At 68.6% G+C, this 19,306-nt stretch carries 19 protein-coding genes and 2 pseudogenes; 9 read left to right on the top strand and 12 right to left on the bottom strand.

Going from position 1 to position 19,306, the window contains the following annotated elements; all coding sequences use genetic code 11:
* Positions 1-191 precede the first annotated feature (191 nt).
* Positions 192-2,573, top strand: coding sequence for a site-specific integrase (locus ACFU8Q_RS04245; protein ID WP_384447494.1), 2,382 nt, complete (start codon positions 192-194; stop codon positions 2,571-2,573).
* A gap of 147 nt (positions 2,574-2,720) precedes the next feature.
* Here the strand turns inward: ACFU8Q_RS04245 and ACFU8Q_RS04240 are convergent, their stop codons facing one another.
* Positions 2,721-3,176, bottom strand: coding sequence for a MerR family transcriptional regulator (locus tag ACFU8Q_RS04240; RefSeq protein WP_384447492.1), 456 nt, complete (start codon positions 3,174-3,176; stop codon positions 2,721-2,723).
* Between the two features lie 24 nt (positions 3,177-3,200).
* Here ACFU8Q_RS04240 and ACFU8Q_RS04235 point away from each other — a divergent pair, with 24 nt between their 5' ends.
* The 3 genes from ACFU8Q_RS04235 (at position 3,201) to ACFU8Q_RS04225 (ending at position 5,795) form a co-directional block, all read left to right on the top strand.
* Positions 3,201-4,670, top strand: a complete 1,470-nt coding sequence (locus tag ACFU8Q_RS04235) for an MFS transporter (protein WP_384447489.1) — start codon at positions 3,201-3,203, stop codon at positions 4,668-4,670.
* A 352-nt stretch (positions 4,671-5,022) separates the two neighbouring features.
* Positions 5,023-5,349: a hypothetical protein gene (locus ACFU8Q_RS04230; protein ID WP_384447486.1), complete on the top strand. Its 327-nt coding sequence runs from the start codon at positions 5,023-5,025 to the stop codon at positions 5,347-5,349.
* Positions 5,346-5,795 (top strand): hypothetical protein, encoded by a 450-nt coding sequence (locus ACFU8Q_RS04225; protein WP_384447484.1) that lies wholly within the window; start codon positions 5,346-5,348, stop codon positions 5,793-5,795. The genes ACFU8Q_RS04230 and ACFU8Q_RS04225 overlap by 4 nt, the downstream gene beginning before the upstream one ends.
* Positions 5,796-5,905: 110 nt before the next feature.
* Here the strand turns inward: ACFU8Q_RS04225 and ACFU8Q_RS04220 are convergent, their stop codons facing one another.
* Positions 5,906-6,871 carry a helix-turn-helix transcriptional regulator gene (locus ACFU8Q_RS04220; protein ID WP_384447481.1) on the bottom strand — a complete coding sequence of 322 codons (966 nt, stop codon included), beginning with the start codon at positions 6,869-6,871 and terminating at the stop codon, positions 5,906-5,908.
* 92 nt (positions 6,872-6,963) lie between these two features.
* Between ACFU8Q_RS04220 and ACFU8Q_RS04215 the strand changes: the two genes are divergently transcribed.
* Entirely contained in the window at positions 6,964-7,329 is a 366-nt protein-coding gene (locus ACFU8Q_RS04215; protein WP_384447478.1) for a VOC family protein, read from the top strand.
* 140 nt (positions 7,330-7,469) lie between these two features.
* Here the strand turns inward: ACFU8Q_RS04215 and ACFU8Q_RS04210 are convergent, their stop codons facing one another.
* From ACFU8Q_RS04210 to ACFU8Q_RS04180, 7 genes and pseudogenes are all read right to left on the bottom strand, one after another.
* Entirely contained in the window at positions 7,470-7,850 is a 381-nt protein-coding gene (locus tag ACFU8Q_RS04210; RefSeq protein WP_384447476.1) for a hypothetical protein, read from the bottom strand.
* 365 nt (positions 7,851-8,215) lie between these two features.
* Positions 8,216-8,467 (bottom strand): annotated as a pseudogene (locus tag ACFU8Q_RS04205) (hypothetical protein); the annotation flags it as partial.
* A gap of 119 nt (positions 8,468-8,586) precedes the next feature.
* A pseudogene (locus tag ACFU8Q_RS04200) lies at positions 8,587-9,259 on the bottom strand (purine-cytosine permease family protein); the annotation flags it as partial.
* A gap of 50 nt (positions 9,260-9,309) precedes the next feature.
* Entirely contained in the window at positions 9,310-10,266 is a 957-nt protein-coding gene (locus ACFU8Q_RS04195; protein WP_383763061.1) for an ABC transporter substrate-binding protein, read from the bottom strand.
* A gap of 11 nt (positions 10,267-10,277) precedes the next feature.
* Positions 10,278-10,940 (bottom strand): ABC transporter permease, encoded by a 663-nt coding sequence (locus ACFU8Q_RS04190; RefSeq protein ID WP_384447473.1) that lies wholly within the window; start codon positions 10,938-10,940, stop codon positions 10,278-10,280.
* Between the two features lies 1 nt (position 10,941).
* Positions 10,942-11,583, bottom strand: a complete 642-nt coding sequence (locus ACFU8Q_RS04185; RefSeq protein WP_327245994.1) for an ABC transporter permease — start codon at positions 11,581-11,583, stop codon at positions 10,942-10,944.
* Entirely contained in the window at positions 11,580-12,710 is a 1,131-nt protein-coding gene (locus ACFU8Q_RS04180; RefSeq protein WP_384447577.1) for an ABC transporter ATP-binding protein, read from the bottom strand. Before ACFU8Q_RS04180 ends, ACFU8Q_RS04185 begins: the two co-directional genes overlap by 4 nt.
* Positions 12,711-12,851: 141 nt before the next feature.
* Between ACFU8Q_RS04180 and ACFU8Q_RS04175 the strand changes: the two genes are divergently transcribed.
* Positions 12,852-14,495: an aromatic amino acid ammonia-lyase gene (locus ACFU8Q_RS04175; RefSeq protein WP_384447574.1), complete on the top strand. Its 1,644-nt coding sequence runs from the start codon at positions 12,852-12,854 to the stop codon at positions 14,493-14,495.
* Here the strand turns inward: ACFU8Q_RS04175 and ACFU8Q_RS04170 are convergent.
* Together ACFU8Q_RS04170 and ACFU8Q_RS04165 are read right to left on the bottom strand one after the other, a co-directional pair.
* Complete coding sequence (locus ACFU8Q_RS04170; protein WP_384447470.1) at positions 14,455-14,814, bottom strand: hypothetical protein; 360 nt, start codon at positions 14,812-14,814, stop codon at positions 14,455-14,457. The two genes, ACFU8Q_RS04175 and ACFU8Q_RS04170, sit on opposite strands and share 41 nt — an antisense overlap.
* Before the next feature lie 126 nt (positions 14,815-14,940).
* Positions 14,941-15,336, bottom strand: a complete 396-nt coding sequence (locus tag ACFU8Q_RS04165; RefSeq protein WP_384447467.1) for a hypothetical protein — start codon at positions 15,334-15,336, stop codon at positions 14,941-14,943.
* A 436-nt stretch (positions 15,337-15,772) separates the two neighbouring features.
* Between ACFU8Q_RS04165 and ACFU8Q_RS04160 the strand changes: the two genes are divergently transcribed.
* Positions 15,773-16,444 (top strand): HAD family hydrolase, encoded by a 672-nt coding sequence (locus ACFU8Q_RS04160; RefSeq protein WP_384447465.1) that lies wholly within the window; start codon positions 15,773-15,775, stop codon positions 16,442-16,444.
* Here the strand turns inward: ACFU8Q_RS04160 and ACFU8Q_RS04155 are convergent.
* Positions 16,416-17,648, bottom strand: coding sequence for a helix-turn-helix domain-containing protein (locus tag ACFU8Q_RS04155; RefSeq protein WP_384447462.1), 1,233 nt, complete (start codon positions 17,646-17,648; stop codon positions 16,416-16,418). The genes ACFU8Q_RS04160 and ACFU8Q_RS04155 overlap by 29 nt on opposite strands.
* 744 nt (positions 17,649-18,392) lie before the next feature.
* Here ACFU8Q_RS04155 and ACFU8Q_RS04150 point away from each other — a divergent pair.
* Positions 18,393-18,551 (top strand): hypothetical protein, encoded by a 159-nt coding sequence (locus ACFU8Q_RS04150; protein ID WP_384447459.1) that lies wholly within the window; start codon positions 18,393-18,395, stop codon positions 18,549-18,551.
* A gap of 91 nt (positions 18,552-18,642) precedes the next feature.
* On the top strand, positions 18,643-18,858 hold the full coding sequence (locus ACFU8Q_RS04145) for a DUF397 domain-containing protein (RefSeq protein ID WP_384447456.1): 216 nt from the start codon (positions 18,643-18,645) through the stop codon (positions 18,856-18,858).
* Positions 18,859-19,306: the final 448 nt, after the last annotated feature.

The raw sequence follows: 19,306 nt of genomic DNA, 5'->3' as shown, positions 1-19,306 counted from the left end.
GGTAGTCCTGCCGGTATTGGGGTGACGTCAACGGAACGTTGATCCTAGGCTCCTGGCGGAGGGCGGTGCAGTGGAAGTCACGGCGCAGTGGATCAAGACGTCCTGGACGAAGCAGTCACGGGGTGGGAAGGCCGCAGCTCACAGGAACGCGGCGCCGACGGGCTTTGTGTTGCCCCAGGCGCCCTGCGACTTTGCCCATTTCGTCGAGATGTCCGAGCTCGACGGCTTCGAGCCACGCCGAGCGCGTCCGCGACATCGTCCTCACGGTCGTACGCGCACGATCGGGCCGCCGCAGCCTCGCCCAGGCACTGCACGACGACCCGTCACTGTTGCGGACCGGACAGCCACCGGCGCCCTACTGCGTCGCAAAACTGCTGATGGCCCTGAACGAGGCCGGCGCCCAGAACGTCGCGCTGCCCCGCTGCGGCGAGTGCGGCCGCGCATGCGGCTACGTCGGCAGCAGCAAAGGTGGGCACTGGGGCTGCTCGCGCTGCTTCGGCAAGCCCGCCATCTGCGCGGGATGCCATGAAGAGCGACGCGTCGTCAGCAGGGACCGTCACGGCGAGCCCCGCTGCGCGAACTGCCCGGACACCGAGGGCGATCCGCTCCAGGAACTCACCAAACTCGTCACGGGCCTCGATCCCGCCCTCAACGACGACATGGTCCTGGCTGCCCTCGGGCGGGCCACCGTCCGGCCCGCCGGCCAGCGCCGCCTGGCGTGGGCCGTGGTCGCCCGTCCCGAGCTGCTGACCGGCGCCGGTTACGAAGCTCCCACCCCGGCCGCCCTGCGGTTCGTCGAAGAGCTCGTCAAGGCCGGGGCGACCAAGGTCGTCCGACCGGCCTGCCCGCGCTGCCACGGAGTGAAGGCGCTATCCAAACTGCTGGACGGCAAGAGGATCTGCCGGGCCTGCTTCGCCCACCACGCAGCCGTCCCCTGCTTCGGCTGCGGCGCCGTGCGCGAACCCGCCCCCCGCGACGCCGAGGGCCGACCGCTGTGTCCGAACTGCATGATCAGACAGCCCGAGAACCTGGAGGAGTGCGTCGGCTGCGGCCGACGCAAGCCCGTCGCGAACCGGCTGCCTGATGGCCCACGCTGCCAGAACTGCCGGCCGAGGATTACCGCGGAGTGCGGCATCTGCGGGGGGACGGCGCTCTGCGACATGTCCCGGGCTACCGGCCAGCCCTGGTGCGACCGTTGCCAGCAGCGATGGGTGGCCTGCAGCAGCTGCGGCACCGTCGCCCAGGCCCGCAGCGGAACCTGGGAGGAGCCGTTGTGCGCGAAGTGCACCAACCCCGACCCGGACTTCTGGGGCCGCTGCCCGGTCTGCACCATCACCTGGCAGCTCAGCACCCGCCCCTGCCAGCGATGCGTCCTCGACCAGCAAGTATGCGACCTCCTCGGCGGCCCGGACGGAGCCATCCGCCCCGAACTCGCCCCGTTCCACGAGGCGTTGACGAGCGCCGAGCGCCCCGACGTCGCCTTCGCCTGGGTCTCCCGCTCCAAGGCCCGTGACCTCCTGGAACGCATAGGCCGCGACGAGCGGCCCGTTACACACGAGGTCTTCGACGAACTGCCCCCGGGCAAGGTGCTGGCCCACCTGCGCAGTGTCCTGGTCGCGACCGGCGCCCTGCCGCCCCGCGACGAACGGCTGGTCGCCCTGGAGAAATGGATCACCGCGACGGTCCAGGCCCGCACCGATCTCGCCGAACGGCGAATCCTGCACGGCTACGCGGTCTGGCACCACATGCGCCGGCTCCGGCGCCGCCTCGGTGAAGACCACACCACCCGGCTCCAGGACCTGAACGTGCGCTGCCACGTCACCGCGGCAAACAACTTCCTCGACTGGCTCGGCGACGAAGGGCTCACACTGAAGACCTGCACTCAGACGGACCTGGAACGCTGGATGGCCGACCCCACGGTCAGCTACCCCGACGAGACCGGCCACTTTGTCCGCTGGTCGGTACAGCACCGGCACGCCCGCGACCTGACCTACGGCACCGTCCGCTGGACAGGCCCGCTCAGTACCATCGACAGCGAGAAACGATGGGCAGACGCCCGGCGCCTCCTCAGCGACGACACGCTGCCGACCCCGGACCGCGTCGCGGGACTGCTGCTGATCCTCTACGCACAGAAGATCGCCACCATCAGCCAACTCACCGTCGATGACGTCGACTTCGACGGCGACACCGTCTCCATCACGTTTGGCACGTCGCCGGTCGTCCTCCCCGCACCGCTGGCCAGCCTGGTCCGCGAACTCGTCGCGACCCGCCGCGGCAAGGCCAAGATCGGCACCCCGGAGGACGCTCCCTGGCTCTTCCCCGGAGGCCAGCCGGGCCGCCCCCTCGGCGACGACCGGATCGGCCAGCGCCTCCACAAGATCGGGATCCGGCCCAAGCAGGACCGCTCTACCGCGCTGTTCACCCTCGCCACCGAAGTGCCCGCCGCGATCCTCGCCCGGATGCTCGGGGTCCACATCAAAGTCGCCGTCCAGTGGCAACAGGCATCAGGCGGGGACTGGGCCGCCTACGCCGCCGACGTCAGCCGTCGCAACGGCGTCACGGAAACGGAATAGCGATCTGCGATTATCTATGACGGGACCTCTGCTTGTCAGATCTAGGTACTACGGGACAGCACGTTGTTGACGGCGGCGGCACGCCAAGGCGTGCTTCCGCGGAACCAGGCGATGACCGGTGATTTCGGGCCCGCTCGGAGGGGCTACTCAGCGGGCAGCCGGTGTGCGGTTGGGCGCCCATAGCTGGTCGGCGTCGCCGGCGTCGAGTCGGCCTCGGTAGACGTCGACCTTGCGAGCGATGAGTTTCAGGTTCTCCTGGAGTTCGGCAATCTTGGCGAGCACCTGGTCATGATGCGATTCAAGCAAGTCCAATCGCTCGTCTTCGTTGCCTCGGCCCGCCGCGACGAGTTCGGCGTAGCGGCGGATGCCCTTGATGGGCATGCCGGTCGCCCGGAGCCTGGTGCAGATGGTGATCCACTCCAGGTCGAACTCGCGGTAGCGGCGCCGGCCGCCGTGGGTGCGGTCGACGGGGGTGACGACCAGGCCGGCGCGTTCGTAGTAGCGCAGGGTGTGCGTGCTCACTCCGGTACGGCGAGCAGCCTCGGCGATACTCAGCCCCGTCTCGGGCACGGGCTCGGGAAGTTGTTGGTTGACTTCGACCACGCTCTAAAGCTTAGCGTCCCGGACATGCCCGAACCCATACCTGTACTCAGTCCTCGCCGTCGACTCCTGGTGCTCGCGATCTGCTGCGCCAGCGTGATCGTCGTGGTGATGGACATCTCCATCGTCAACGTCGCGCTACCGTCGATTCGTCGTGATCTGCACGCCTCAGTGTCCGGCCTGCAGTGGACGGTCGACGCCTACACCCTGGCGCTGGCCAGCTTCCTGGTGCTGGCCGGGTCCACCGCGGACCGCGTCGGCCGTCGGCGCGTGTTCCAGATCGGCCTAGCCGCCTTCGGGCTCGGCTCGTTGCTGTGCGGCCTGGCGCCGAGCATCAGTTGGCTGATCGTGGCGCGTACGCTGCAAGCCGTCGGTGGCATGATGCTCAACCCGGTGGCGATGGCGATCGTCGCCAACACGTTTTCCGACCCGGCTGAACGGGCCCGGGCGATCGGCGTGTTCGGGTCGATGACCGGCCTGTCTCTGGCGCTCGGTCCGATCATCGGCGGTGCCCTGGTCGATGGCCTCGGCTGGCACTCCGTCTTCTGGATCAACGTACCGATCGTGGCCGCCGCGATCGTGTTCACCACACTGTTCGTACCCGAGTCCCGCGCCCCCCGGGCGCGCCGATTCGACCCGGTGGGCCAGATCTTGACGATCCTGGTCCTCGGCAGCGTCGTCTTTGCGATCACCGAATCCAAGGAGTTGGGCTGGTCCTCACCAGTCATCCTGGGCCTGCTCGCTGTGGCTGTGCTCGGCGTGCTCGGCGTCCTGGGCTACGAACCACGCCGCGTCGACCCGCTGCTGGAGCTACGCCTGTTTCGCAGCGTGCCGTTCAGCTCGGCGATCCTGATGGCGCTCTTCGCACTGTGTGGGTTCGGCGCGTTTCTGTTCGTGACCACCCAGTACCTGCAGGACGTGCGCGGCATGTCGGCGCTGACGACCGGGCTATGCCTGCTCCCCGTCGGGGCGCTGGTCATTGTGCTCTCCCCGTTCACAGGACGGCTGGTCGTCACACACGGTCCCAGGCTGCCGCTGGTGCTCGCCGGGGGTGTGCTGGCGCTGGGCGGCGGCGCGTCGGTCTGGCTCGGACCGGCCACCCCTCTGCCGACCGTGCTCTCGATCTACCTACTGTTCGGCATCTTCCTGGGCACCGTCAACCCGCCGATCACCAACACAGCGGTTTCCGGAATGCCCCGCTCGATGGCCGGAGTGGCTACCTCGTTGGCCTCCGCTGGCCGGCAGACCGGCACCACCCTGGGCGTCGCGATCTCCGGAACGATCGTGGGGTCGGCCTTGCCTCGCGGTGGGACAACGTTCAGCAGCACGGAGCGCGGAGTGTGGTGGATGGTGGTCGGGTTGGGCCTGGGCATTGTGGTCTTGGGACTGTTCAGCACCGGGGGCTGGGCCTTGGGCACCGCAGTGCGAGCTGCGGCACTGTTCAAGGAGGTGGACCGTGGCTCGGATCTTCGCGCCGCCTCTATCGGCCGCCGTTGATCGGCAAAGCGGCACGCCACATACCAAGGACCCTCGCGGCCAACGCTGTTGACCTCAGTGAGCTCCGAAAGCGGACGGCACCCCCGCCGCGAGCAACGCCGACCTCATCCAGCAGGCATTCGGAGAGTTCCAATACCCGACTCCACCATCAGCGCGCGGCCGTGGCGGCATCCACGCGCTGCTCGACATCGAGACCGCCCGGGCCACCGCCGACACCCTCACCACCCTCCACGACGAGCTCGCCGCCGGAACCGGGATTTCAGGGCCGGCCGCCCGGCGAGCGATCCACGCCGCAGCCCAGGCCCCCACGTTCGTCGGGTCCATCCGCACCTACCGGCAGGCGCGGGACATCTTGGGCAACCCGGCCCTGACCGTCTACGACAATCCGCGCTCGTTCCTGATGTGCGTCTACAACCGCGACCGCGCCCTGTGTCACCGGCTCGATGACACCGACGCCCCGAGCCTGGACCGATGCCAGCCGACCTGCGCGAACATCGCTCGGACCGACCGCCACGCTGACGAACTCGTGCAGCACGCGAAGGCGTTAGAGAAGCAGGCCACCTCGGAGGCAGTGCCCGGCCCGCTCGCCGACCGGCTCACCCGGCGTGCCGACCACCTCCGTGACCTGGCTGACCGCCACCACCACGGCCGCATCGACCTCCAGGAGCCGACGTCATGAGCCCCGCCCCGAACGAGCGCGACCTCATCCGTGCCGCGATGGACCGCATCCTGGGCGGAACGCCAGAGCGTTGCAACGGCGCGCTGACGATCGTCGCCCTCGCCCTCGAGGCCGGTGTCCCGCGCAACGCACTCACCCAGCGGCACACCGACCTGAAGAAGGAGTTCTACGACAAGGTCCGCGCCCGCGGCGACACCCCGGACAGCGAACAGCGCCTACGCAAGCAGGTCCGCCGGCTCAAAGAGCTCCGTGCTGCTGACGCCGTGGAGATCGCCGACCTCAAGGCCGACTTCGAAGCCCTCATCGGCGCTCTGCACCAAGCGACAACCGAGAACCAACAGCAGCTGACAGATCGCACGGCCGTGCTCCGTCCGCTGCCCTCTCAGCGTCAACCAGAGGTCTCCCACCCGGAAAGCAGGCGACCCGACACCAAATTCGAGCGGTGAGGAGCAGCCCCTGCCTGAGAGCTGCAGCCAGGGGCTCTGCGAGAAACTCGAAGGCGCCACCCGGCATCGCCCTTGCTCTCCGAGCTGGTGTGATCAGTAGTTGTTGCGGATCAGGACGTTGGTGACGGCGCATAGTGGTGGGCAAGATTAGTGGCTAGGTCGCGAAGGTGAGCCCTGGCTTCGGTGGGGCCGTGCACAGTGATGGCGCTCCCGAACGGCAGTAGTGCTCGCACGTCCTCCAGATGCAGGAAGCGGATCGTTACCTTGCAGCCGGTGGCGGATTCTTCATGGTCGTCCGGGACGAGTCGTTGGCCAAAGATCCGTTGCGCTCGCTCGATCTGGGTCTGGTCGATGGTGGCGCTGACCTCTATCGCGTGGCTGTGTTCCCACTGATCAATGAGCGCTGCAGCGACGGTGGCCAGGGTCTGGCTCTCGCGGATCCGTCGTGGCTGGTCGACTTCTTTCCACGTCGTGATCCGTTCGAGTCGGTACATCCGTGGCACTCGGGCACAGTCGGCGATGAGGTACCAGATGCCGGCCTTGGCGAACAGCCCGTAAGGATCCACGACCAGGTCGCGTGGGCATGACTCGCGTGGGCTGTCGTACTCGATCCGTAGCCGGCGACCACGCCGCACTGCGCCGATCAGTGAAGCCGGAGTCGTGCCGGAAGTAGGGGCCTGGAGCCAGGGACGGCTGTCCACGTGCACTACGTCGGTGAGCGGCAGGAGCTCTTGAACTTGACGTGGCTGTGCAGCGGCGATCTTGGAGAGCGCGCGCTGGCTTTCGACGGATGCGTTGAGCTCCGCACGTTGCTTCTCATCCAGTCCGGTGAGCGACAGGTGATCACGCTCGCCCGGTGTGAGTCGCGTGAGGTCAAGCCCGGACCCGGGCAACATGGTCACGCCTCCGAGGCGGCCCCGTTGCGCGGTCACCGGCAGACCGGCGTCGCGGAGCCAGTTCAGGTCCCGGGTGACGGTTCGAAGGGACACCCCCAGCGCCGAGGCAAGTTCCTGTGTGGTCACGGCATTCCTCGATGCCAGGAGCAGCATCAGGGAGAAGAAGCGGTCTGGGGTCACACACCAAGCTTTTCAGGAATTGCGACATGATGCGGCGCATATCCCGGTCAGGCTGGCGGATGCATACCCACGACCTGCGAGAAGGAAGAACCATGACCACATCCGTCGTGTCCATCGTCTACGTGAACGACGCTCCCGCCGCAGCGCGTTTCTACGGAGACCTCCTCGGCATGAGCCCGTCGTTCGAGACTCCGGGATACATCACCTTCGACCTCGGGCCAGGTGCTGACCTCGCTGTGTGGTCCGGCCAGTTCGAGGATCTGTCAGCGGACGTCCCGCGTACCAGTGAGGTGTGTCTGGCCATCGACAGTGGGCCCGACGAGGTCAACGCGATCTTCAAGCAGTGGCAGTCCAAGGGCGTCACGATCCTGCAGGAGCCTCATGATGCGGGGTTCGGGCTGACCTTCCTCGCAGCCGATCCTGACGGGAACCGTATCCGCATCGCACCGAGGGACTGAAAGGCCGCAATGCAGCAGGCGCGCACGATAGGTGTCGCGCCTGCCGTCGTCCGACTTCGAGAGGACGACGAATGCCCCACGCGAATGCGCCCCTGAGCGTCGAGGGCCGTAGGCGGCTCCCTGGTTCGGTTCAGAGGTGGTCAGCTCCGTGAACTTGACAGAGAAATCGCCGCCGATCTCCTGGCGCAGGGAGTCGAGGCAGACCACGACGTCGACCGCCGCGGTGTCGACGTACGTCGACTTGCCGAGGCACCGGGGCCGACCGCGACCAGCAGCGTGCCAGGCATCAGGTCGAGCGGCGGGACGACCAGGAAGCCCGCGGTCTCCTCGTCCTTCTCGTCGGGCCCGTCCTGCGAGGCCAGTTCGGCGGTCGCCTCCAGGTCGAGGTGCCCGGTGCCGTGGTAGACGAGCACAGCGCCGTCGGCGTCGGTCTCGGTGTACGAGGGCAGGGCGTCGTCGTCCTTGTTGCCGGTGCCGTGCCACAGGTCTTCCGCGACCTGGACGGGATCGTGCAGCGTCACAGCGCCACCTCCTTCTTCGAGGTGATGAACAGGCCGTTCGTGCGCGTCTCCATGCGGTCGACGTACTCCTCCAGGTCGAGGTCCGCGTTCGTGCGGAGGTCCTCGGCCGACCGGGTCCAGTCGGTCAGGTCGGCCACCTCGCGGGCGGCGCGGAGCGCGTCGTCCCGGGAAGGGAATGCGGCCAGCGCCTTGCCGGAGTGGTGGCCGAGCCGCCACGGGTTGGCGACGCCGTCGCCCTCCTCGCGGTGTTCCACCGGCAGTTCGTAGACGTGCAGGCCGGGCACCGGCTCCACGGCCGGCAGCGCGACCGTGCCGCCCGACCCGGTGAGCGCAAGCAGGTACGGGGTGACCGGCAGCGGGGCGGGGTTCGGGTCCACCTCGGGGTGCGTGAAGCGAACCGGCTTACCCAGGGTGCGGGCATAGCGGATCTCGGAGCGGGTGGAGTCCCCGATGTAGTCGCCGACGACCAGGACCTCGTCGGCGAGGCGGAGCTGTGCGCGGTGCAGCTCGTCCAGCTCATCCTTGAGGCGTTCGGTCCGGACGGGGTCCGCCCACAGGGGATGGGGTTCTTTGAGGTCGCAGCCGGGCTTGACGACGATTCGCCCGGCGGCGGTCTCGTACCGTCGAGCCCTGTACGTGCCGAGCGTCCTGGAGCACGCCGCCGAGCTGCTCACCGCCCTGTGGGCCACAGGCGAGCGCCACGGCGTCGCCCCGGCCGAGTGGGGCTGGACGACCGACCTGGCAGGCACCAGAAGGTGGCGCGGGAGCTCGTACGGCGCGGCAGGTAGCGCGAGTAGTCGGCGACGTAGGGCCCGAACGCCAGCTGCCAGGACGCTGCGATCGACACCGCGAGCAGGAACATCGGCAGGTCGAAGGCGCGGTCGGCGAGGGCGGCGCCGAGATCGATCCGGTCCAGCAACCGGATACCGAGATAGATGAAGGCCAGCGCGCAGACCACACTGGCGACCCGGCCCAGGATGTGGACGACCCGGTAGCCGATCGCCGCCATCAGCGATCGCGGCGAAGACGAGGATGCCGGGGGTCTGCCCGAGGTGGGCGAGCTCGCCGACCGCCTGGCCGGCCAGCACGCTGCCGCTGGCGAAGAAACCGACGTACATCACGACGACCAGAAGCAGCGACACGACCGCGCCCCGCACCCCGAACTGTGCCCGGCTGGAGATCATCTGGGGCAGGCCCAGCCTGGGGCCCTGCGCCGAGTGCAGCGACATCACCGCTCCGCCGAGCAGGTTGACCACCAGCAGGCCGATCAGGGACCAGAAGGCGCCGCCGCCGAAAATGACTGCGAGGGCGCCGCTGACCACCGCGGTGATCTGGAGGTTCGCTCCGAGCCAGAGGGTGAACTGGGAGAACGCGGTACCGTGCCGTTCGTCGTCCGGTACGACGTCGATCGAGCGGCGCTCGACGAGGGAGTCGGCCGTCGGGGATTGCTCCTTTTCTCTTACTTCTCTGCCAGACCGTGCGCCGTGGCCCAGTCGTGCGCCACGTCCTCCGGGTCCTTCTTGTCCTTGTCCACCAGGCGGTTCAGCTCCGTGAGGTCCTTTGTCGTGAGGGTGGCGCCCAGGCGGGCCAGTGCCCTGCGGACCGTGGAGTCCGCGGCGCGGTCCGCGATCAGGGGGACCACGTGCTGGCCGGGGATCAGGTTCTTGGGGTCGGTGAGGACGACCCAGCCCTCGGCGGTGATGTCCGTGTCGGTGGTGAAGAGGTTGGCGACGTCCACATCGCCCTTCTTCAGGGCTCCCTTGACCAGCGGGCCGGAGGAGTCCAGCGACTTGAACTCCTTGAACTCGACTCCGTACACGTCCTTCAGGCCGACCGCTCCGACCGCCCGCTTCTTCACCTCGGGGGCCGCGCCGATGACCAGCTTGCCGTTCTGCTTCGCCAGGTCGGCGAGGGAGGTCAGGCCGTACTTCCTGGCGGTGCCCGGGGTGACGACGAAGGCGTCCGAGTCCTCCGCCATGCCGTACGGGAGGATCTGGAGGCCCTTGGGGAGGGCGATGGCCAGGGCGTTCTGCATCTCGCCCTCCTCGGTGGCCTTCGCCTTCGGGTCGAGGTAGTGCAGGAGGGCGCCCTGGTACTCGGGGAGCAGGTCGATGTCCCCGCCCTCGAGTGCGGGGATGAGGATCTCGCGGGTGCCCAGGTTGGCGCGGACCTTTGTCTTCACCCCGGCGGCCTGCAGGGCTTCGGCGTACAGGTAACCGAGCACCTGGTTCTCGGTGAAGTTGGCCGTGCCGATGGTGATGCCGCCGGCGCTGGAGCCGCCGCCGGTGCCTCCGCCGCCCTGGCCGTCCAGCGAGGTGATGCCACTGCTGCAGGCCGCGAGTGCGGGGACTGCGGCCGCGGCGAGGAAGCCGCCCAGCAGGGATCGGCGGGTGGTGCTGCGGGGAGTGCGGGTCATGGGTGGTCTCCTCAGGCGGTGCGGTGACGGAAGAGGATGCGCTGCAGCCCGGACAGGGCCAGGTCCAGGACGACGGCCACGACCGCCACCAGGACCGCGCCGCCCAGTACCTGGACGAGGTCGCGCTGGGCCAGGCCGTCGAAGACGTACCGGCCGAGGCCGCCGAAGCTGACGTACGCGGCGACCGTGGCGGTGGCGACGACCTGGATCAGGGCCAGGCGCAGGCCGGTCATGATCAGGGGAAGGGCGAGGGGGAGTTCCACCTGCCACAGGATCTGGTGGCCGCGCATGCCCTGGCCGCGGGCGGCGTCCTTGACCTCCGGGTCGACGGCGCTCATGCCGGCGTAGGTGTTGGTGACGATCGACGGGACGGCGAGCGCGACCAGCGCCACGTACACCGGGGTCATCGACAGCCCGCTGGCCAGGAAGACGAGCACCACCAGACCGACTGTGGGCAGCGCCCGGCCGAACGACGAGAGGTTGATGGCGAGGAAGGCGCCGCGCCCCGTGTGGCCGATGAGCAGACCGATCGGGAGGGCGATCACCGTCGCGATCAGGGTGGCGAGGAGCGAGTACTGGAGGTGCTCGGTGAGGCGGTGGGCGATGCCGTCCGGGCCCTGCCACTGCTCGGCGGCGGTCAGCCAGGTGCCGAGGTCCGCGAAGAGTTCGTACATGTCAGGCCCTCTTCCGCTTCCAGGGGGTGAGCGCGTACTGCACGGCGACCAGCAGGGCGTCCGCGACCAGTGCGAGCAGCAGGGTCAGGGCAATGCCGACGATCACCGGTGTGGGGAAGTTGCGCTGGAACCCGTCGGTGAAGAGCTGGCCGAGACCGCCGTCGCCGATGTACGTGGCCACGCTGACCAGCGAGATCGACATGACCGTGGCGATCCGTACGCCCGCCATGATCACGGGGAGGGCGAGGGGGAGCTCGACGGTGAACAGGACGCGCAGGGGGCGGGTCCCCATCGCCTTGGCGGCCTCGCGGGTGCGCGCCGGGACGGAGTCGAGGCCCTCGACCGTGTTGCGGAGGAGGACGACCAGTGTGTAGACGGTCAGGCCGATCACCGTGGTGGTGCGGGTGAGGCCGGAGACCGGAAGCAGGAGCACGAAGACCGCGATGGACGGGATCGTGAAGAGGATGTTCGACAGCCCCAGGAGGAAGCCGCGCAGGGGGCGTACCCGGTGGGCGAGGACGGCCAGCGGGAGCGAGATCAGCAGGCCAAGGAGTACGGCGGTCAGGGCGGCCTGGAGGTGGGAGACGGTCAGCGTGGCGAGGTCGCTCGCGTGGTCGGATATCCACGACCAGTCGATGGTCATGCGCTGCTCTTTCCGACCGGGACCGTCGCGGGCCGAGGAGGCTCGACCGCTGCGGAGTGGGCGGCGCCCGCCCGTGCGTGCACGGCCTCGCGTGCGGTGACCCCGGTCAGGACGCCGTCGTCGTCGATCCTGGCTATCAGTCCGGCCGGTGAGGCGACCGATTCGTTCAGCGCGGAGAGCAGCGAGTCCGTGTCGCGCAGTGGCCGTACGGGGAGGAGCGCGGCGTCTCCTGCCCGGCCCGGCGGGGTGGTTGCCGGGTCGAGCCAGCCGAGGGGTTCGTCCTTGGCGGAGACGACCAGTCGCCAGTCGGTGCGCCCGGCGGGGGCGGTTTCGTCGGCCCGCACCGTTGTCGCTGGTTGCCGGGGGAGATCCGCGAGCGTGCTCAACGAGAGCAGTTTCAGGCCGCGTTCGGCTCCCAGGAAGTCGGCGACGAAGTCGTCGGCCGGGCGGGCGAGGAGTTCGGCGGGCGGTGCGCACTGAACGAGATGGCCGCCGGTACGGAAGACGGCGATCCGGTCGCCGAGCCGTACCGCCTCGTCGATGTCATGGGTGACGAAGACGATGGTCTTGTTCAGCTCCTGCTGGAGACGGAGCAGCTCGTCCTGGAGCTGGGTTCGCACGACGGGGTCGACCGCGCCGAACGGCTCGTCCATCAGCAGGACCGGCGGATCGGCGGCGAGCGCGCGGGCCACGCCGACGCGCTGCTGCTGGCCACCGGAGAGCTGGTGCGGGTAGCGCTTGGCGGCGTCGGCCGGAAGCCCGACCGTCTCCAGCAGCTCGGCCGCGCGGGCCCGGGCGCGCTTGCGTCCGTGGCCCAGCAGCAGGGGGACCGTGGCGATGTTGTCGAGGATCGTGCGGTGCGGAAAGAGTCCCGCCTGCTGGATGACGTAACCGATGCCTCGCCGGAGCTCGGCGGCGTCCGCTTCGAGGATGTTCCGGCCGCCGAGCGTAATTGTGCCGGAGCTCGGATCGACCATCCGGTTGATCATCCGGAGAGTGGTGGTCTTGCCGCAGCCGGACGAACCGACCAGGACCGTGATGCCGCCCTCCGGCATGGTGAGGCTGAGCTCATGAACTGCTGTCGTGCCGTTCGGGAAGCGCTTGTTCACTGCGTCGAATTTGATCATCAGTCGTCCCTTGCCCCGGCTGCATATAGTCATGCAGAGTTCTCGTTGGCTGAATAGATTGTCAATGCCTCGGGGTAAAACACTGGTGACAGAAGCCCGAAAAGCAGGATCGAGTGTCCGGATGAGGAGTGTATGCGCATGATGTCGTCTCACATGATGGACTCCTCGCCCTTCGGTGGATGGGCCGCGGACCACGCCGTCTCCATCGTCGAGCTCGACGGAGAGACCCTCCCCGTCGCCGATGTCGTCCGGATCGCCCGCGGCGCCGCCCACCCCGCGCCCGGCGCCGAGGCGATGAAGCGGGTCGACCGCTCCTGGGCGGCCGCCCAGGAGCTCGCCGCGACCGGGCGGGTGTACGGGCGATCCACCGGGGTCGGCGCCAATCGCAACGAGGAGGTCCCGACCGAGGCCGCCGCCGACCACGGGCTGCGGTTGCTGCGCAGCCACGCCGGGGCCATCGGCGAACCGCTGCCGGCCCGCGAGGTCCGCGCGATGCTCGCCGTACGCGCCAATCAGCTGCTCGCGGGAGGCGCCGGGCTGCGGCCCACCGTCGTCACCGCGCTCTGTGAGGCGCTGGAAGCGGGGGCGCACCCGGTGATCAACGAGTTCGGTTCGGTCGGCACCGGGGACATCGCCGCCCTCGCCCAGGCCGGCCTCGCGCTCGCCGGGGAACACCCTTGGCAAGGGCCCGGTGCCGCCCCCGAACCCCAGCCGCTCGACAACAACGACGCCCTCGCCCTGATCAGCAGCAACGCCCTCACCCTCGGTCAGGCCGCCCTTGCGCTCGACGAGTTGCGCCGGCTCGTCACCGCCACCGAGGTGGTCGCCGCGCTCTCACTGCTCGCGGTCGACGGATCGTACGAGGCCTACGCCGAACCGGTCCACGCCGCCCGTCCGCACCCCGGCTCGTACCGGGTCGCGGCGCGGATGCGGCAGCTGCTCGGTGCCCCCGACCGCCCGGGACCCCCGCTCGGCCGGATCCAGGACCCGTACGGCTTCCGCTGCCTGCCGCAGATCCACGGGCCCGCGCAGGACGCCGCCGACGCGCTCGAACGGGTCCTCGCCGTCGAGATCAACGCCGCTGCCGAGAACCCGCTGATCTGTTCGGACGCCGGTCTCAACGACAGCCCCGCCGCCTACCACCACGGCGGTTTCTACATGGCCCAACTCGCGCTGGCGCTGGACCACTTCAGGCTCGCTGTCGTGCAGGTCGCGCGACTCTCGACCTCCCGGCTCTCGGCGCTCAACGAGCCGTCCTTCACCCGGCTGAAGCCCTTCCTCGCCGACGGTGAACCCGCCTCCTCGGGTGTGATGATCCTGGAGTACGCAGCCGGAGCCGCCCTCGGAGATCTGCGGGCGTACGCCGCGCCCGCCTCGCTCGGCCACGCCGTGCTGTCCAGGGGTGTGGAGGAGCAGGCGAGTTTCGCCTCGCTGGCAGCCCGCCAGACGCTGCGCGTGTGCGGCGCCTACCGGCAGGTCGTCGCCTGCGAACTCGTATCCGCCGTAAGGGCGTTGCGCCTGCGTGATCTGCGGCCCGATCCCGGTCTGCCGGTCGGGCGGGCATTCGCGCTGGCCGATTCCCTGCTCGAAGGGGAGTTCGCGGACCGGCCGCTCACCAATGATGTGAAGGTGGCGGCCGGGGACCTGCTCGACCGCTGCGCGGACCTGTGGAACACCGATCTCACCAGCACGAGCACTAGCCGCAGTTTGTCCAGGCGGGATATCGCTTCGGGGTCGGCCACGGCTACGCCGCCTGGTCCTCGGACTCCTCGTGGGCGTGCTTGAGCGCCATCCGCGCTTCCACCACACCGCTGTCCAGCGTCGACCAGTACGGGTGTGTCGTGACTTCGATGCTCAGCCGACGCAGCTCATCCTGGAACCGGGCCAGTTCCGAGGCCTGCTCCTCCGTGTATCCCGGGCTGTCCGGTTTCCCGGACCGGTAGGAGGAGTGGAGCTGCTTCTCTCCTTCCCAGCCCGGCATGGGCCCCGCCGACCACGGCAGGGTGGTGGCGTACTGCTCGTAAGCGGCGCGGGTCTGGTGGAGGGAGAGCTGGGCGTCCCGCAAGTCCTGCGGGAAGTCGAAGGCGGGGCTGTTCTTGGGCACACGATAATGCTACGTCTGTTCGAATATCGGATGCGAATGACGTGCCGGACACACCACCCCCCCTGACCGCTGACCTGTGACAGTGAAGATTGATCCATTGCCACCGAAGTTTGACCGGTGTCGGTGCTACTCGCTGAGCATGCCAGCATTTCCACGGGACTTCGATGCTCTGCGGGACAAGTGCGCGAGCAGCTGACCTGCGCCGACGGCCACGTAGAGCGCGACCAGAACCCCGAGTCCGAGGTCGAGCCAGTCATAGGCCGCGCCCCTGAAGAACGAGGCCCACGCTCTGGCCCCCGCGACGGATCCGGCAACCACCAGCAGCACCGACGCCACGGCGTACAGCGCCTTCGCGGCCCTGGGCCGCCGCTCTTTGAGCAGTTCACCACCCGCACCGAGCGCGACCAGCGCGGCGAAGGCATCGTGCGGCTCCGGACGCCCCGTCCCGATCGCGTCCACGATGTTGATCAGAACGCCGATCGACCCGACGACCAGGACACCTTGGGATATACGGCGGCTCATCAACCCTCGCCTTGCAGTCAAACTTCGTTGGCAATGAATCTATCTTCGCTGTCGCAGGACAACCGCCACCATCCATCCCTGCCACCATGGCGCAGACCCCACTGCCACCCCGTTGATGGGGCCACCACCCCGAGAAGAGATCCCGACCGGCACGGAACAGGGTTGACGGTCGTAGAGAAGTCCGGCGCAAGACCCGCCCCGCGCGTCGTCACCGGAAGATTCCTGGGCCACGGGAATCCCCTGACCGGTACGGTGTTCGTCGGCTGGGTTCGGTTCGCCATCCGGTGTTCGGTTCTTCACCCCAGCCCCTGTACCCCGGATCAGCGCTCTGGCCCGGGGTTCAGTTCATCTGTCAGTTCGATTGCCACGGGCCGGATCGTACGACCGACCACTGACAATCGGCCGAAGCCGCGCGGCACCGCATAGGATGCGCCGCATGATTCGCGCAGTGGTGTTCGACGTCGGTGAGTGCCTCGTAGACGAGACCCGCGAGTACGGCACCTGGGCCGACTGGCTCGGCGTACCGCGGCACACGTTCGCCGCCATGTTCGGCGCGGTGATCGCCCAGGGACGGGACTACCGCGACACGTTCCAGGAGTTCCAGCCCGGGTTCGACCTGTACGCCGAGCGGGAAAGGCGCGCCCAGGCCGGGCAGGCAGAGCATTTCGACGAGACCGACCTGTACCCGGACGTCCGCCCTGCCCTTGCTCAGCTTCGAGCCGCTGGGCTGTGGCTCGGCATCGCGGGGAACCAGACGGTGCGGGCCGGCGGGATCCTGCGGGAGCTGTTCACCGACGACGTCAACCTGATCGGCACCTCGGACGACTGGGGTGCGTCGAAGCCCGATCCGGAGTTCTTCGTCCAGGTCGCCGAAGTCGTGCCCCATGAGCCCGACGAGATCCTGTACGTTGGCGACCGCGTCGACAACGACCTACGCCCCGCCGTCACGGCCGGGATGCACACCGCGCTGATTCACCGCGGGCCATGGGGCACCATTCAGTGGAACACCGCCGAGGCCCGGGACCTGCCAACGTTCCGCATCGAGTCCCTGGCCGAACTGCCGGAGGCTATCCAGAAGTTCAACGAGCGAGCGCGCTCACAGTCGTAGCCCACCCGTACAGTCGCTCGTCGAGGTCCCGCACGCACTGCTCGTGCTGGTGCGGGGCCAAGGCTCGGCGCACTTCCCGCACCCGGTCCATGCCCATCGCATACCAAGTGACCTTTAGCTGCTCGAGCCCCCGGCACGCGTATTCACACGCCGCTTCCGGGTTTCCTGCGGCGGCTTCGACCGCGGCCAGGTCGCCGTAGATGACGGTGCGCTGCTTGTCCTCGGTGGCTGGCATGTCATCGAGGACTCTGAGGAGCGTTGTACGCGCCTGGGGAAGGTGCCCCGCCTTCAGCTGAGTATTGCCCTTGAACGCCGCCAGCCTCACCGGACTGAACCAGTCCAGCCAAACGGGGCTCGCGTGCTCGGCGCCCGTAGCCAGAACGTCCTCGGCGTGCCCGATCAGGTGCAGAGCGGTACGGGTGTTCCCGCATCGGGTCTCGCACTCGGCCTCGACTGCGTCCAGCCACGCCAGGAATTCAGCCGATGCGGGGCCGCGGCGGGCGTACGTCCGGGCGGCCACCATGCGTTCCACCGCCGCATCCCGCTCGCCATCCCATGCCGGGATGAACGCGGAGTGCGCGAGGATCGCGCTCCCGAGCAGCGGATCGTCAGCCTGACCGGCCGCCTGGAGCGCAAGCAGCAGCTTCCTTCCTGCCTGGTCGCCGTCGCGGAGGTCGAAGAACTCGATCCGGCCTGCCAGCAGGTACGACTCGGCAAGTGCCGCGGCGACGGCGCGCCGGGTCTGGCCAGACGTCTCGGTCAGCAGCGCGCACCCGAGGGTCGCGTGGGCGACGGCAGCGGGGTGAAGAGTGGCGGGTGCGACGGACCAGTAGAGGCGCCGGTGCGACCGGGTCACGGCCTCGAAGTCCGCAGCAACGGAAGCGGGCTGCATCGCCACTGCGGACTGCATCGGTACCGCAGCCAACCCGACAGCAGCCACGGACGCCCCAACCAGTGAGCGCCGCACAGAGTCGGGCCGGTCACGGCCAGCCGGAGGGGTGAATCCGAGCGATTCCATGTCCTGCCCGAGCAGCTCGGTGAGAGCCTGTTGCAGGTCCGGGTGCGGCCATGGCGGGTTCTCGGACTCCCAGCGCCGGACCTGCCGGACACCGACCCCAAGGGCGGTGGCCAACTCCTGCTGGGATCGGTAGCCCGCAGCATGACGGGCCGACCTGAGACGGATGTTGCTTGCTGGCTGCGACATGCGGGGCCTCCATGACAGGATCTCAAGTTAGTTTCACAGCAGGCCCTTTCAGAGGCCAGTCGTCATCCGAACGACGGCATAAAAGTCCTCTTTGGTGTCGCGAAAAGACCTATGAGAGTCCTCGATACGCGTTCCGGTTAGGGCCAGTCTTGGCGCACTGCCCAGAACGGTGTCCCCGAGGAGCCGCAGCCGTGCCCGCATCCAGCATCCGCACCATCAGAGCCTGTCGCCTCGAAAGGGCCGGCCGGACGTGGGACGCGATCCGCGTGCCCCGCAGTGTCGGCCTCGACGCGCTCGCCATCCTCGGTGGCCGATCCGGGGCAGTACTCGAAGACCCACTCAGCGCCGCCTTGTATTGGTTCATCCCGCCGGGCGACGCCTCCGAGTGGGACGTGGACGGCACCCGCGTCCTCGATAAGGATGCCCATCTAGTCATTCCTCCCGACAGACGCACCCAGGGGCCGGGCCCGCATTGGCGTGTCTGCCCGGCTGCCGATGTATGGACGACGGACGCCGCAGCGCTACAGGCCGCGCTCGAAGACGCTGCCAGCCCGAGGGTGGGACGATGACCGGCGCCGCACTGGGCCGGGCTTCAACGGCCGCGCCCGGCGATGCGGAGTACCGCACGCTCCTCGGCCACACCTACAACTGCGCCACCTGCCGGGCCGGGGCATCCTGCCCCACAGCGGTACGGCTCGGCCGAGCATGGCGAGCAGCCCGCGGCCCGATGCGGAAGGCCAGCCGATGAAGACCGAGTCGAGCGACATCATCACGCACTGCTGCTGGGACATGGACCCGAAGACCAGTGCGCGCTGCACCCTGGAGCCCGACCACACGGGCGACCACTACACCCCGCATACGACGCCGTGGAACCAGCCGGGCACCTCGTGGCCCGCCAAATGACTCCCACCGGTGGCCGCTCTTTGGACGGTCCGGCCACCGACGGTTCAACAGGCGGGGAAACAGTCCCCGCCCCCACAGAAGGGATTAGACCATGGGTGCTCAGCCTGAGTTCGAGTTCGAGTTCGTTTCGGCGACCATGTGTCGCGACAAGAAGGTGGGCAACTGCCCGCAGGTCGCCCTCAATGTCCCCGGTACCGTGGCGGTGCGGGACAGCGAGCGGCCGGACGAGGTCGTCACGATGACGGCGGCCGGGTGGGCGTCGCTTGCGGCCGCGGTGAAGGCCGGAGAGTTCGACCTGCTGACCTGAGAGGTAGTCCTGTGAGCCGCTGCCCGCGCTGTACTGCTGCGTCCCTGACTGATCCGGAGAGCGGTTTGGGATGGTGCGCTCGGTGCGGACAGCACTTCGGGCTTGAGGTCCGCCGTTGCTCGGGGCTTTGGTGGCAGAGCGCTCGCGCTACCAGAGTGCCGGCCAGGCTTCGGAAGCACTGACCAGGACGACACAGACAGCCCCGGCCTGCCCCCCCCTCGGCCGGCCGGGGCTCATTCGCGTACGAGGTCGGCGAGCGGTACGTCGAGTGCGTTGGCGATGAGGAGCATCCCTCTATGGGGTGATCACGGGAACTCGCTTTCCGGGGATGTGGCCTCTATGTGGCCTCGATCATGGAAAAGGCCCTCCGGTCCATGTGAACCGGAGGGCCCGATCAGGCTCTCACCTGCGGTTTCCTACTGTGAGCGCGGACGGTTTCGAACCGCCG

It is taken from the genome of Streptomyces sp. NPDC057543, assembly GCF_042801895.1.
Taxonomy (GTDB): Bacteria; Actinomycetota; Actinomycetes; order Streptomycetales; family Streptomycetaceae; genus Streptomyces.
Note: the sequence above shows the minus strand (reverse complement) of the source record. Positions and strands in the feature narration are given on the sequence as shown.

Coding starts and splice junctions, on each gene's coding strand:
- ACFU8Q_RS04235 (WP_384447489.1), top strand. CDS start 3,201: ATGCCCGAACCCATACCTGTACTCAGTCCTCGCCGTCGACTCCTGGTG.
- ACFU8Q_RS04225 (WP_384447484.1), top strand. CDS start 5,346: ATGAGCCCCGCCCCGAACGAGCGCGACCTCATCCGTGCCGCGATGGAC.
- ACFU8Q_RS04215 (WP_384447478.1), top strand. CDS start 6,964: ATGACCACATCCGTCGTGTCCATCGTCTACGTGAACGACGCTCCCGCC.
- ACFU8Q_RS04195 (WP_383763061.1), bottom strand. CDS start 10,266: ATGACCCGCACTCCCCGCAGCACCACCCGCCGATCCCTGCTGGGCGGC.
- ACFU8Q_RS04190 (WP_384447473.1), bottom strand. CDS start 10,940: ATGTACGAACTCTTCGCGGACCTCGGCACCTGGCTGACCGCCGCCGAG.
- ACFU8Q_RS04185 (WP_327245994.1), bottom strand. CDS start 11,583: ATGACCATCGACTGGTCGTGGATATCCGACCACGCGAGCGACCTCGCC.
- ACFU8Q_RS04180 (WP_384447577.1), bottom strand. CDS start 12,710: ATGATCAAATTCGACGCAGTGAACAAGCGCTTCCCGAACGGCACGACA.
- ACFU8Q_RS04175 (WP_384447574.1), top strand. CDS start 12,852: ATGTCGTCTCACATGATGGACTCCTCGCCCTTCGGTGGATGGGCCGCG.
- ACFU8Q_RS04165 (WP_384447467.1), bottom strand. CDS start 15,336: ATGAGCCGCCGTATATCCCAAGGTGTCCTGGTCGTCGGGTCGATCGGC.
- ACFU8Q_RS04160 (WP_384447465.1), top strand. CDS start 15,773: ATGATTCGCGCAGTGGTGTTCGACGTCGGTGAGTGCCTCGTAGACGAG.
- ACFU8Q_RS04155 (WP_384447462.1), bottom strand. CDS start 17,648: ATGTCGCAGCCAGCAAGCAACATCCGTCTCAGGTCGGCCCGTCATGCT.
- ACFU8Q_RS04150 (WP_384447459.1), top strand. CDS start 18,393: ATGAAGACCGAGTCGAGCGACATCATCACGCACTGCTGCTGGGACATG.
- ACFU8Q_RS04145 (WP_384447456.1), top strand. CDS start 18,643: ATGGGTGCTCAGCCTGAGTTCGAGTTCGAGTTCGTTTCGGCGACCATG.